The organism is Prosthecobacter sp. GW821-HT29F12 (assembly GCF_058803405.1).
Map to the genome: position 1 here is coordinate 870,452 of NZ_CM179517.1, position 12,936 is coordinate 883,387.

The following is a 12,936-nucleotide window of genomic DNA, read 5'->3' on the forward strand; positions in this document are numbered from 1 at the left end:
GATTCCACTGTTCCTCCTCCCCCACTCCCATGAAACACATTCTCCCCTTCGTCCTCCTGCTGGTGGTCTCTTTTTCCACCGCTCTCGCGGACACTCCGGCAAAGATCGCCGAAGACTACCGCAAGGCGGCTGCGGCGGCGGTGACGAAGCTCAACGAGACCCTGGAGCAGGCCACCACACCGCTGATCGCCAAGTTGGTGACCAGCGGGGACACCAGCGGCGCCGAGCAACTGGCCGCGCAGCTCAAGGCCAAGCTGGCAGGGGAGCCCGTGACCACGCCGCAGGCCAGCGCCACGCTGCTCTTTGCGCAGTATGACCAGGCGCGTGCCAAGGCGCTGGAGCCCGTGCAGAGGGCCAGCATCTCCCGCATTGAAACCATGCTCAAGCCAGGTACGGGCAGCCCCAAGCTGGAACTGGTGACCGAACTGGGGAAGGTGCGCGCAGAGATCGAGGCAGGAAATTCAGCCGCAGCGGCCGGCAGCACCCCGGCCATGCCCGCCGCAGCAGAAACCGCCCAAAACCCCACGGGCAGCGCTGCCGGGGCGGGGAAGTCGCTGGCTGAAGTCGTGAAAGCTCTGGGCGGCACCTGCACCAGCAGCGGAGACGGAGACGAGGTCACCTTTGTCAGCACCAATCTCACCACCGCCGATCTTCTGCAGATCGGTGCCTTCAAGCGGCTCAAAAGCTTCACCTGGAACGGCGGCAGAGGTTTGACCGACGAAGGCCTGGCCGCCTTTGCGGGGATGAAGAAACTCACCGGCCTCTTTCTCTGGGCCACGGGCCGCATCAGCGATGAGGGGCTGAAGCATCTGGCCGGCTGCGAGAAGCTGGAGTCGCTGAACATCGGCGCCAATGGCGAGGGCGTCACCGGCACCGGATTTGAGAGCCTCGGGCAGTGCAAGTCACTCAAGACCCTGACGCTCAATCTGCTGCCCAACATTGAAGGGCGGCACCTCCGCTTCCTCACCGGTCTGAAGTCCTTTGAAAACCTGAGGCTTTCAGGGTGCACCCGCGTCACCGATGCGGATCTGGAATGGATCGGGCAGATGACCAGCCTCAAATACCTGCACATCGGCAGGACCAGCGTCACCGATGCCGGCATGGCCAGGCTCGCAGGCCTGCGCCACCTCGAAGAACTCACCGTGACCTCCCCCATGGTCACACCAGAGGGCGTCGCCCCCCTGAAAAAAGCGCGCCCGGCACTCGCGGTGATCTTCACCAAGTGAACGGGGGGGCGCGGTGCCTAGTGCGCCAGCCGCACGGCCTCCCTCCCAGCCGGGGCCGGATTCAGCTTGCCCTCCATTTTAGTTCGCCCCACTCAATCACGCGCACATGAAACACCTTCTTCTCAAGGTGACCTTTGGCAAATAGGCATGGGGAAGGGGGCGACGCGCCCGGGCAGGCAGGGCCATGCGACAGGCTGCACTGGCAGTGTGTGGCGTGGCTTTGGTGCAGGCTGCCCGTGCGTGCCGAAAGCCGGTGTCGCTTCCGGTCGTGAACACCACGCAGCCGGCGCTTTACCGGGTGTTCATTTCAAGGGTGATCACGGAATGAAGCGCCTCCACGCAGTCTTGGACGGATCTGCGGCCCGTTTCTAAGACCAGGTCAGGCCGTGGCGGCTCTTCAAAGGCCATGTCCTTGCCTGGCAGGTGTTTCGCCACTCCGGCATCAGCCCTGGCATAGAGGCCTTTCGGGTCCCGCCGCGCACAGGTGCTGTAGTCGCAGCGGAGGTAAACCTCGTAAAACAAGGCGTCTCCAATGATGCGGCGGGCAAGCTTGCGCATGCTTTCATGCGGAGTCATCAGGGCGGAAATGACAAGATGCCCCTGTGCGGAAAGCAGCCGCGCCAGCTCGGCTGTGCGGCGGACATTTTCCAGGCGGTCTTCCGGCGCGAAGCCCAGATCCCGGCACAGGCCGGAACGCAGGGCGTCGCCATCCAGGACCAGCGGCGCATGTCCCTTCTCCTGAAGCCGTTTCGCCACCTGATTGGCCAGAGTCGTCTTGCCGGCTCCGGAGAGGCCGTAAAGCCAGAAAACGCGTTTGGGAAATGTTGAAGTCATGAAAAATCCGGGGAGGTGATGCCAGGCCCGGATCATCCAGATGGAGAGGCGGGGAGGCTTGTTCAAAGGAGTGACCGGGCAGGGCCGTCGCTGCATGGCAGGTTTCGGCGCAGGTCCGGCCTTGGAGCTGATGCGATGCTTTTGTGTGGTATATTACAATATTAAATGGCAAAAGCAAGCGGGAGGCAAAGGCCTGCGGGTGCCTGCATGAGCCGCCCCGGCCTGCCGAACTGGCCCTGCAGTTCTCCCGGATTCACCGCCTCTCACCGGAGGGAAATGGCCGCCGCGCTACGAGGGCATCGCCGCAGCGGCCTGGCCCGGGGCATGCATGGCCAATCTGATGGGAAATGGCCTGCCTGCTGCCGGGCAGGACGCGGCTCCCCCCCGCCCGCTCCAAGACACAGGCATGTTCCAGCTCCATGTCGGTTGGCCGTGACTGCCAGCCGCCACTCGACAGTAAGCGTTACACGTAGTTGTCACGTCTTTTAATCTGATGTTCAACGGAGCATCATAAACTTCAATTCAGCTTGCGGTTATGTTCCTAAGTGTATCTTCCGACCACCCAACCACGTGCCCATGAAACAACTGCTCCTCGCCCTCCTGCTGGCCTCGTTCGCCACCTCATCCTCCCTCGCTGACAGTCCGGACGCCATCCTCAAGGACTACCGCAAACAGGCCGCCCAGGCGGTGGAGCGTCTGAACCAGTCCCTGGAAAAAGCCGCGACGCCGATCATCACCAAGCTCGTCTCCAGCGGAGACACCGCCGGGGCTGAAGAACTCACCAGCCAGCTCAAGGTCAAGCTCGCCGGTGAACCTGTGCCCGCACCGCAAGCCAGTGCCGTGCAGCTTTTTTCCCTGTATGATGAGGCGCGTACCAAGGCGCTCGCACCTGTACAGAAATCCAGCATCGCGCGAATTGAGAGCATGCTGAAAACCGCTGGCGGACCAAAAATTGAAACGGTGACGGAACTAGGGAAGGTGCGGGCGGAGATCGAGGCGGGGAGAGTTTCTGCAACATTCGAAAACGGCGACGTCATTCCAGAACATTGGACCTATCACATGGCTGCCGACCGCCCTGCCGTTGGCTCAATGACCTTCAAAAAGAATAGAACTGTGGTGCTTCAAATTTTTGACCGCCCGAGTCCCCAAACTGGCACTTGGAAAAAAACGAGTACTCCCGGGCAATTCAGCCTGATCTTGGACCGCAAGGCACCTTTTCTTATCAACCTAACCGGAGAAATCGTCGAACTCAATATGCCGGATGTAGGCAAACGTTATATGAAGCTTGCCCCTCCGCCGACGAAGTAGTCAATTCAACGTGCAGTTAACGAACATAGCTACCTTTTCGCACGAATTATTTTTTATAGCAGCTGCAGTAGTACTTGCTCTTTACCTCTTCCTAAAACCTTGAATCTGGCTTGATGGGCATTGCACCAGTTACAGAATGCTTTGATCTCGTGCTCACGGAAACCATTATAGCCGATAAACTCATCAAATAGCAATACAGGCTTGTCTCGTAACAACCAATGCGTCAGTTCATTAAGCACGGTGGTGGTTGAAGACCCGAGGTCACAATCAATGTGAACGGCTTGAAGCGGGGTGATTGGAGGAGGTTGTGAAATAAAAATTGGAAGAGTTTTTTCAAACCAACCGCGGTGAAGGGTGACATTCGACCGGACCACAGGCATTATCGAGTTCAGGGTAAAGTGCCCAGCTCTGCGACCAGTCCTCCAATCTTCAGGCAAACCCTCAAAACTATCAAAGCCGTGAAAATTGGCATTGGGTCGAGCTTCCGCCATGTAATTGATTGAAGATCCCTTGAAAACTCCGAACTCTAGACAAAGGCCTTTATTCACTGCTGAGAGATAACGATGCCAGATTTGATGGCGGGTTAATACTTCGCTACAAGACTCAATATCTTTCAACAGTTCCTCGATGGTGACGAATGCAGTGTTATTCATAATGGATATGGCAAGATGTTCTACCTGATTTGAGTCTCCTTGAGCCAAACCCCTATGGCTGCCCAAGTGTGTTGATTTTGAGGTGTGAAAGTGCTTGTCCCCGACACAAGCTTGCAGCCAGTTTTCGAATTCCAGACAGGTGCGGCTGCCCTGGAAATCATAAGGCAAAAAGTGCCTTCCCAGAATGGCGGCTGCATAGGCTCTGCAACGTTGCAGGTCTGGCTTGAAAATGGGGAGCAATGCCAGCCGCTCAGGAGCCTCAGCACACTCCAATGTCACGCCACTGCCGGAGTAGGCTGCTTTTCCCAGAGTCGCGGTGGGGATGCCCAAAAGAGCGGCCTCGCTGGCACAGGTCGAATTCACCGTCACCAAGGCCGAACACTGGGGCAGGCGCTCCGCCAGCGTGTTCTCGCAATCAAGAGTCCAGTCATCGCGCCAGCAGCCGCCTGTGGCGGTATTGAGGTCGTTTAGAAACATTGCCCGCTCGCGTGGGTGCGGACGAATCAAGATGCGTCGGCCGCGTGGCAGGTGGTCGCGCAGCATCTCCAGTGTGCCGGCGGTTTTGTCGGCAAACTTGTCGCCCAAAGGAAAGTATTGTCGCAGGCTGGCATCCCTCCGCATCTGCAGTGCCACGAGCAGCGGTCCATCAAGCGTGCCGCCGCTGCCCAACTCCCATCCGAACCATTCCTTCGCCATGCGTTCGACGTCGATCTCATGGTTTTGTTCCCAGGTGCGTTTCTGGCAGAGGTTTGAGTCTGAAAAGTAGCCCCGGTGATCAATAAAGGCACCCGCCGCCTGGTGAATGAGGCTGTTTTCGAGAAATAGTACGTTCTGCCTCCGGCGCGTCATCCATGACCATGGCATCTTAAAACTCCATGTGATTACGTTCGGAGAGGACATGAACGCAGGGCCGTATTCGTTCCGGTTGCCTGGATGCACATGCTTCCATGTCACACGCACGCCCTCTTCGGCGCAGCGTTGTTCAATCCATGTCCTCAGTGGACGCTGGAAAAAGCTTCCTTGATAGATGCCGATGCAGTCTTTCATAATCTCGGTTGAGGGGGCTGCTCAATGGCAAGGAAGTTCCGATGACGGGGTTCTCTGCCGCCATTTAAACCAAGGGCGGTTGTCACTGGGGTGGTATTCGTTGTCATTTATGGCATAAAGTGGTAAAAACTAATATATGGGGGCAAAACATAGGGGCTGTTATGAGAGTCAAGGGGAGCGTGCCTTCTTTTGATGGCTGACGGACTACGTTAACCGGCGGTTTTCAGCATCCCGCCGGTTTATTCATCCTGAACGGGCCTTTTCAAGCCATGCGGTGAATTCAGCCGAATCTGCACCCTGGGCATCATAGGGCAAGAAATGTCTGCCCAGCACTGCTCGAACATAGGCTGCGCAGCGGTCCATGTCCGGCGCCCAGGAAAAAGTCTCCGTCAGCAGGGCGGGGTTGTCAGCGCACTCTAGTGTCACGCCACTGCCGGTGAAAGCGCCTCTGCCAAGCGTTGCAGTAGGAATGCCTAGTAGCGCAGCCTCGCTGGCACAGGTCGAGTTGACAGTGACCAGGGCTGCGCATTGGGGCAGTCGTTCCGCGAGTGTGCCGGACATGTCCAGCTTCCATTCTTCACGCCATTGACCGCCGGTGGCGGCATCAAAATCCGTGGTGAATAATTTTCGTTCACCGGGATGCGGGCGAATGAGAACGTCTCGTCCGAACGGCAGATGCTCCTTGAGCAGTTTCAAGGTGTGTACCACTTTGTCGGCTTCAGTTGCAGCCAGCGGGAAATAGTACCGCATTGGCGCATCGACCCGCTTTTGCAGCGCCACCAGCAGCGGCCCGTCTTTCGTGCCACCAGCGCCAAACTCCCAGCCAAACCACCGTTTTGCGGTGGTGAAAACGTCAACATCATGTGTTTCACGCCATGTCTGCAAGCGGCATAAGTTGGAGTCTGCAAAGTAACCGCCATGATCCACAAAAACACCCGCTGGCTGATGGATGAGACTCGTCTGCATAAACAGTACATTCTGCCTGCGACTCGTCATCCATGCGTGCGGCATCCGGTAGCTCCACGTCAGCACATTTGCATGCTCCAGAAACAAAGGTTTGTAATGACAGATGTTCCTTGCAGAGAACTGCACCCACCGCATTTCAACACCTGCCTCCTCACATCGCTCATGCACCCAGGCTCCTAGCGGGCTTTCACTAAAGCGATTGTTGACCAAACCGATGGCGAATATTTTCATGGATTATAACGAGCTGATAGGGGCTATGCTATAAGTAACGTACTTTGCCATTTTCCACATAGGGAGTTAGTATGGCGGCCTCCGCTTCACCATCGTGTTCTGGAGGCTTCGCATAAGGCTGTGGATTGTAATAGTGATGCAATTTGCTCCGGCTTTTGCTGAAGTGGTCGAAGCCGGCCAGCGACAAAGAAGAAACGCCAATGGATTCCAGCAGCCAGACGGCAACTACCAACCCGCTGGTCATTCCTGTGTGAGCTAGAGTCTCTCCAGTGCGTTGGGAGTGTTCCCTGACCCTTTGTTGAACGGCCCGATAGAACGCACGGGGAAGACGATGAATGACATCAGGTGTGTAGGCTGGCTCCCCGGTTTCACCGTACGCAAAGATCATGCGTTTGGGTCTCTGATCTTCGTCTCCGGGCAGGTAGCCGTGGCCGAAGGTGCTCCATATCGTGGTTTTTACTCCGGTATGCTGCTCAAAACCTGCCAGCCGGAATCTGTTGAAGCGAATGACCACGTCATGTGCATCAATATCAGCACCTGAGCAGTGAAGGACTCCGGGGCCGTTTCCTACAAGGCATACGGTATGATGTAGCGGAATCTCCAAGGGCACCGCTGGTGGTGATATAACCATTGGCTTTGTCTCAATACCACGAATGGGCAGTGTCGGGCTCATGGTTTAAGATGGGGAATTTGCGAGTGGGTGTGTCCGCGCTTTTCGGCCGAACAGGCGGAGGAATTTGAATGAAATGACAAGTCTCCAGGCAGTTCCGCAATCCTCAGATTTTTAGGCCGTCCATTCGATTGAGGCGTTATCTGGGATGTTGATTCCGTGCCCGTCTGGGCCGCTTGTTCGGACAATGGGGCTGGCTCAAAAGAGTAATCAAGCAAGGCGATTTCTTGGTGATAAGTCGCGCCCACGAGTTCAACCATGGAACGGTTGTAAAACTCGCTGTAATGCCCCGTCTTCAGGAGTGTCTTGTTTAGCACGGGTAGCTGGCCGCTGGCAATGCCCAGCCTGGAGCAGACTGAGGCAAAATCCTGCTGAAGGTTTTCATACCTCCCCACAAAGTCCAGCACCTCGCTGCCTTCATGCAGCAGATAGTCGGACTGCGGTGCGTGATGCGCGCCGGGCTCGTATGTGCGTTCACGAACCTGAGCACAGACAAAGCTCAGCCATTGTTCAAAGCCGCCGTACAGTTTGTCATGCAGCGTTTTCAAATAGGCGTAGGCGCTGAACAGGCGGTCCCATGGATTGCGGACGAAGGCGAACTTGAAGTACTCCCGCATGATGTCCTGGGACACGAGTTTGATCATCTCTGAGTAAGGGAAATGCTGCGTCATCAGGCTGTCCTTCATGCCAAAGACGCATCCGGAGTCATAGACTGTGTAGTCCAGATCGCCTGGGGCGAAGTGTTGCTCCATGGCGTAACCGGCGGTTTTGGGGATGTGGAAAAAGACCGCTTTATGTTGGTGAAAAATCATGCTTTCAAAGCGGCTAGGTGATGGAAGGGAGGGCCGAATCGACCAAGGCATCGCCAAGATGACTGCGGAAGTGTTTGATCACGGGCTCTGGATCCAGCCCCAGTTCGGCATGGCCCAGCAGGTAGTTGTGAATGCGGTCTTTCCAGCAATTGGGGTAGGGGACGCCGGCCGGCCTGGCGAAGCGGTGCAGCCAGCGCAGGAAGGGCAGGCATAACGTCTTGCGGCCTGCCTGGCGGAACTTTTCATGGATGTAGCATTCCTCTCCGCCAAACCCCCGGAAGTCTGTGTTGAACCCCAGCCAGGCGTCTTTGCGGCAGGCGAACAGACCCATGCCATGGGCGGGAATTTCAAAGGGGGGGATTTCATGTCATCGCCTCGTTTGTCATGCGCCCAGATGCCCCACATGCCTGCGCGCCAAACAGGCTCCATGTGCGTCTGCACCTGGTCCAGATTGTCCATGATCAAGGGGCCCTGCAGCAGGTTGCCGGCATCATGGCCGGCGTCCATGAAGGCGATGAGTTTTGTCAACGCTCCGGGGGCCAGCATCACGTGTGAGTCCAAGCATAGGACGTGCGGAGTCTGAGCATGCTCAAAGATCATGTCCCGCAGGGCTGTGCCCGTGCGCCCAGTGACTGGCATATAACGCAGCGGCTGGCGCACCCATGCTGTCAGATCTTTGACCGCCTTCCCGTGCGCGCTTTCGCTGTGGTTGTCGAGGATGAGAAACTCTACCTGTTCCATTGCCTCCGGGTGGTGCAGTCTCAGGCTTTGCACGGTGAAATAGACGCCGTCGAAGTCGTCATACGTCAGCATGCCGATGGTCAAGGATCGGTTCATGAGAAATGCCGGTTCCTTTCTGCGGCTGGTGGGCCCCATGGCATAAGCAGCCGAAAACATGACGGCCATGCTGAGCGAGCCGTAAACGGCAGGTGGCTGCGTGGCACGGTAGGTGAGGCAGGTGCCCCAAGCGAGAATCCGTTGAATCTCAGCGCCCACTCATGCACGCCGAGTCCTGATCTCCGAACGAGATCGCGCAGGCTGGAGTCGTTGCCAGTCATGATGCAGGTGACCTTCATGGAGGTGTGGTCGTGGTGGTCGGAGGAGGCGTGGTCGTGGTGGTCGGAGGAGGCGTAGTTGTGGTGGTCGGAGGAGGCGTGGTCGTGGTGGTCGGAGGAGGCGTAGTTGTGGTGGTCGGAGGAGGCGTAGTTGTGGTGGTCGGAGGAGGTGTGGTCGTGGTAGTCGGAGGAGGCGTAGTTGTGGTCGTAGTCGGAGGAGGCGTGGTTGTGGTCGTAGTCGGAGGAGGCGTGGTTGTGGTCGTAGTCGGAGGAGGCGTGGTTGTGGTCGTAGTCGGAGGAGGCGTGGTTGTGGTCGTAGTCGGAGGAGGCGTGGTTGTGGTCGTAGTCGTGGTGGTTGGAGTAGGCGTTGTGGTCGTTGTCGTTGTCGTGGTCGTTGGAGTAGGCGTGGTTGTGGTCGTGGTCGTGGTGGTTGTCGTTGTCGTTGTCGTTGTCGTTGTCGGATGCGGATGCGGATGCGGATGCGGATGCGGATGCGGATGCGGATGCGGATGCGGATGCGGATGCGGGTGCGGGTGCGGGTGCGGGTGCGGATGCGGATGCGGATGCGGGTGCGGGTGCGGGTGCGGATGCGGATGCGGATGCGGATGCGGGTGCGGGTGCGGGTGCGGGTGCGGGTGTGGGTGTGGGTGCGGGTGTGGGTGTGGGTGTGGGTGTGGGTGTGGGTGCGGGTGTGGGTGTGGGTGTGGAGTCGGATGTGGCGTCGGATGTGGCGTCGGATGCGGCGTCGGATCTCCGCCCCCACCTCCAGTCCCCCCCCCGCCTCCGCCCCCGCCTCCGCCCGAATTCGGGTCGAAGCCCAGGCTGATGAAAAAGTCATTCCACAGATTGCCCACCTTGCCTGTTTTAGGTGGTGGCAGGCTGGCCTGGGTGCTGGCGCCGCTGCCGCTGCTGTAATTCACCATGGGCTGCGCGGGCTGGCGGATGATGGTGTTGTTCTGGCCGATGCCGGTGGTTGTCTGGATGCCATCCTGCGAGACGGTCACGGGGCTGGCGAGCCAGTGGTCAGAGGGGGGCGTGGGGTGGTCGGATTGCATGGCCGGATGCTGGATGCTGGATGCTGGATGCTGGATGCTGGATGCTGGATGCGGAGCTTCTGGGAATCGTTCTCGTTCTCGTTCTCGTTCTCGATCATTGCGTGCCGCAAGCGCGAGGAGGTGGGAGGATTTCTAGATGCTGCTTTCTGGTGACATATGGTATTGCTTGAGGTGGAGCCTCACTGCGGGAATGCAGTGCTCACCCCTGGATTTCGCGGTCGTCGATGGGCGGGTAGGCTTCCACGAGCTGGCGGAAGTACATGCCGGTGACGGGGTAGCGGGAGTCTTCGATGACGTGCTTTTCCCAGTCCGTCATGTTGGTGGCGGGATAGAACTGCGCGATGAGGTCTCCGCCGATCTCCACGCCGGTGGTGCCGGCGCCGAAGATGACTTTGCTGCTGCCCTGGATCTGCGGGAAGCTGCAGTCGGGGTGCAGGCAGTCGGGGTAGCTGCCGCTGATGCCATCAAAGGAGTAATTGATGGTGTCGGTGATGGGGGTGAGGTGCTGCGTCTTGGCAAAGGGGCGCTCGGCCAGGAAGCGGCTGATCTTGTGCCAGGTGGGATAGACGGCGCCACGGCGGAATTTGGAGCGCTCCAGCAGGCTCTTGGTGCTCTGGATGTTGCCGTTGCTGTCCGTGCCGGAGATGGGGATTTTGCCTTCTTCAAACCAGAGCTTGTAGAGCACGGTGGGCCAGGCCATGGGGCGGAGCTCCCACTCCACGTGGTAGGGCTTGTTGCGCTCCTCCAATGTGCGGGTCTTGCCGAAGATGAAGGTGCGCTTCTGGTAGTCTGCCTTGGCGGCGCTCACCAGGGTGTAGCCCTGCAGGTGTTCGGGGATGGTCTCGGCGTTTTTGATCCACGCGGGGCAGTCGCTCCAGAGCACGATGTTGTTGAGGAAGTCGGGGATCATGTCCCCCGCTCCTTCCTTCGCGGTGATGGAGAAGGCGCGCTCGGTGGGATTGGGTGTGTCCACCCAGTCGAAGTTGATGTTGATGGAGGGCATGGCGGGTTATTCGCTGCGTGGTTTGGAGCCCCAGCCGAGGACGGAGTCCTTGCGGAATTTGTAAGGCAGCCCGTTCTGAGAGATGAAGATCAGCCAGGTGGCCACCCGGGCGTACTGCCGGGGCTTCTCATGCGCCACCTCGTCTGACACCTGCGGGGTGAGTCCCGTCAGTGCCAGGCTGCCCGCTCCAGTAGAGGTCGGAACTGCACCGATACCAAAGCCGGTGGCGGATGAGAAAATGCCAGCGGGGGGGAGGCCATTGAGGGTGACTCCAGTGAACAGTGCGGGTGTTGCACCAGTGGCTTTGAGGGCGGTGCCGCTGAGCACCATCTCCCCCGCGTTGATCGTGTAGTTATAGGGTGTCTGCACCGCAGCTTTGACGGTGGTGGAGTAGTTGTGGATGTCCCGGTAGGGCTCGCTGACCTCCTTGCCGGCGGTGCCCTGGGCGCTGCCGGTGTCGCTGACCATGCCCTCCTCGGCCAGTGTCCCGGTCCAGAGCGGCACAAAGCCGTCGCCACGTCCGCCTTTGAGATAGATGTAGGTGTCTGTGGGCGCTGCCACCACATACAAAAACAGGCTGTTGGCCGCATTCGTGCCGGCGTCTGTGGTGACCAGCACGCTGGCTGTGCCTGCGCTTTTCGCCGGCGTGGTGCAGGTGATGGTGGTGGCATTGACCACGGTGAACCCCGTGGCCGCGACGCCGCCGATCGTGACGCTGGTGGCGCCAATGAAGTTTGCGCCGGTGATCGTCACACTGGTGCCGCCTGTGGACGCGCCGATGGGCGGCGAGACGCTGGTGACTGCTGGTGGTGGCTGGTAGGTAAACAGGGTGTTGGCTGCATTCGTGCCGCCGAGGGTGGTGACCAGCACGCTGGCCGCTCCACTGCCCACCGGGGTGGTGCAGGTGATGGTGGTGTCATTGTTCACGTGCACATCGGTGGCCGACGTGCCGCCGATGGTCACGCTGGTGGCCCCGGTGAAGTGGGTGCCGGTGATCGTCACGCTGGCACCGCCGGCGGGCAGGCCGGTGGGCGGGGTGATGCTGGTGACGGTGGGCGGCGCCACATTGGTATACTGGGGGCCGGTCACATTCTTGCCGCTGGGGGTCGTGACGATGACGCTGACCGCTCCTGCAATGCCCGGGCCGGTGGTGCAGGTGATGGTGGTATTATCTACCACGGAAACATCGGTCGCCTCCACGCCGCCAAGGGTGACGCTCGTGGCCCCGTTGAAATCGGTGCCGGTGATCGTCACACTGATGCCGCCCAAGGACGAGCCCGTGTCCGGAGAGATGGTGCTGACTGTGGGAGCCGCGGCATAGGTGAAGAGGCTGTTGTCCGCATTGGAGCCGATGGTGGCCGTGACGACCACGCTCGCGCTGCCCAGACTGCCCGCAGGGGTGGTGCAGGTGATCTGGGTTTTGTCCGTGCTCAGCGAGAAACCGGTGGCCGCGACGCCGCCGATGGTCACGCCACTGGCGCCCGCAAAGCCGAGGCCGGTGATGGTCACCGGGGTGCCGCCGCTGGGCAGGCCGCTGGCTGGCAGGATGCTGGTGATCGTGGGCCCATAGGTGTACAGGGTGTTGGCCGCATTCGTGCCGTAGGGGGCCGTGACCAGCACGCTGGCCGGACCTGCGCTGCCCGCAGGGGTGGTGCAGGTGATGGTGGTGGCATTCACCACGGTGACGCCGGTGGCCGCCACGCCGCCGATGGTGACGCCGGTGGCCCCGGTGAAGTTCGTGCCGGTGATCGTCACACTGGTGCCGCCAATGGGCCGGCCGCTGGGCGGCGAGACGCTGGTGACCGTGGGCCCATAGGTGAAGAGGCTGTTGTTCGCGTTGCTGCCGGCGCCTGTCGTGACGACCACGCTGGCCGTGCCTGCGCTGCCCGCCGGGGTGGTGCAGGTGATGCTGGTGTCGCTCACCACGACGAGGTCTGTGGCCGTCGCGCCGCCGATGGTGACGCCTGTGGCCCCGGTGAAGCTGGTTCCGGTGATCGTCACGCCGGTGCCGCCGATGAGCGGTCCGCTGGAAGGGGAGATGCTGGTGACTGCTGGGAGTGACATGGTCAGTGAATA

Annotated in this window: 11 protein-coding genes and 1 pseudogene; 3 read left to right on the forward strand and 9 right to left on the reverse strand. The window is 59.6% G+C overall.

Annotated elements, in window-relative coordinates:
• The first annotated feature begins 29 nt into the window (after nucleotides 1–29).
• Entirely contained in the window at nucleotides 30–1,226 is a 1,197-nt protein-coding gene (locus tag AC3RLQ_RS03450) for a leucine-rich repeat domain-containing protein (RefSeq protein ID WP_493034382.1), read from the forward strand.
• Between the two features lie 291 nt (nucleotides 1,227–1,517).
• On the opposite strand, the gene cysC is transcribed toward AC3RLQ_RS03450, so the two are convergent.
• Nucleotides 1,518–2,060 carry an adenylyl-sulfate kinase gene (cysC, locus tag AC3RLQ_RS03455; protein WP_493034384.1) on the reverse strand — a complete coding sequence of 181 codons (543 nt, stop codon included), beginning with the start codon at nucleotides 2,058–2,060 and terminating at the stop codon, nucleotides 1,518–1,520.
• A 576-nt stretch (nucleotides 2,061–2,636) separates the two neighbouring features.
• Between cysC and AC3RLQ_RS03460 the strand changes: the two genes are divergently transcribed.
• The gene (locus tag AC3RLQ_RS03460) at nucleotides 2,637–3,368 is read left to right on the forward strand and encodes a hypothetical protein (RefSeq protein ID WP_493034386.1); all 732 of its coding nucleotides are present in this window, start codon (nucleotides 2,637–2,639) and stop codon (nucleotides 3,366–3,368) included.
• Nucleotides 3,369–3,421: 53 nt separating this feature from the next.
• Here AC3RLQ_RS03460 and AC3RLQ_RS03465 read toward each other — a convergent pair whose 3' ends face one another.
• The 6 genes and pseudogenes from AC3RLQ_RS03465 to AC3RLQ_RS03490 form a co-directional block, all read right to left on the reverse strand.
• Nucleotides 3,422–5,068, reverse strand: coding sequence for a capsular polysaccharide export protein, LipB/KpsS family (locus AC3RLQ_RS03465; RefSeq protein WP_493034388.1), 1,647 nt, complete (start codon nucleotides 5,066–5,068; stop codon nucleotides 3,422–3,424).
• A 243-nt stretch (nucleotides 5,069–5,311) separates the two neighbouring features.
• Nucleotides 5,312–6,265: a capsular polysaccharide export protein, LipB/KpsS family gene (locus AC3RLQ_RS03470; protein WP_493034390.1), complete on the reverse strand. Its 954-nt coding sequence runs from the start codon at nucleotides 6,263–6,265 to the stop codon at nucleotides 5,312–5,314.
• Between the two features lie 28 nt (nucleotides 6,266–6,293).
• Entirely contained in the window at nucleotides 6,294–6,938 is a 645-nt protein-coding gene (locus AC3RLQ_RS03475; protein WP_493034392.1) for a glycosyltransferase family 29 protein, read from the reverse strand.
• The gene (locus tag AC3RLQ_RS03480; RefSeq protein ID WP_493034394.1) at nucleotides 6,935–7,747 is read right to left on the reverse strand and encodes a sulfotransferase family 2 domain-containing protein; all 813 of its coding nucleotides are present in this window, start codon (nucleotides 7,745–7,747) and stop codon (nucleotides 6,935–6,937) included. Before AC3RLQ_RS03480 ends, AC3RLQ_RS03475 begins: the two co-directional genes overlap by 4 nt.
• 13 nt (nucleotides 7,748–7,760) lie before the next feature.
• Entirely contained in the window at nucleotides 7,761–8,078 is a 318-nt protein-coding gene (locus tag AC3RLQ_RS03485; RefSeq protein ID WP_493038850.1) for a hypothetical protein, read from the reverse strand.
• A gap of 101 nt (nucleotides 8,079–8,179) precedes the next feature.
• Nucleotides 8,180–8,653: pseudogene (locus tag AC3RLQ_RS03490) on the reverse strand (glycosyltransferase family 2 protein); the annotation flags it as partial.
• 579 nt (nucleotides 8,654–9,232) lie between these two features.
• Between AC3RLQ_RS03490 and AC3RLQ_RS03495 the strand changes: the two are divergent.
• A complete protein-coding gene (locus tag AC3RLQ_RS03495) occupies nucleotides 9,233–9,628 on the forward strand; it encodes a hypothetical protein (RefSeq protein WP_493034396.1) in 396 nt (131 codons plus the stop codon).
• Nucleotides 9,629–10,056: 428 nt separating this feature from the next.
• Here the strand turns inward: AC3RLQ_RS03495 and AC3RLQ_RS03500 are convergent, their stop codons facing one another.
• Entirely contained in the window at nucleotides 10,057–10,860 is an 804-nt protein-coding gene (locus AC3RLQ_RS03500; protein WP_493034398.1) for a hypothetical protein, read from the reverse strand.
• Between the two features lie 6 nt (nucleotides 10,861–10,866).
• Complete coding sequence (locus AC3RLQ_RS03505; RefSeq protein WP_493034399.1) at nucleotides 10,867–12,924, reverse strand: beta strand repeat-containing protein; 2,058 nt, start codon at nucleotides 12,922–12,924, stop codon at nucleotides 10,867–10,869.
• Nucleotides 12,925–12,936 lie beyond the last annotated feature (12 nt).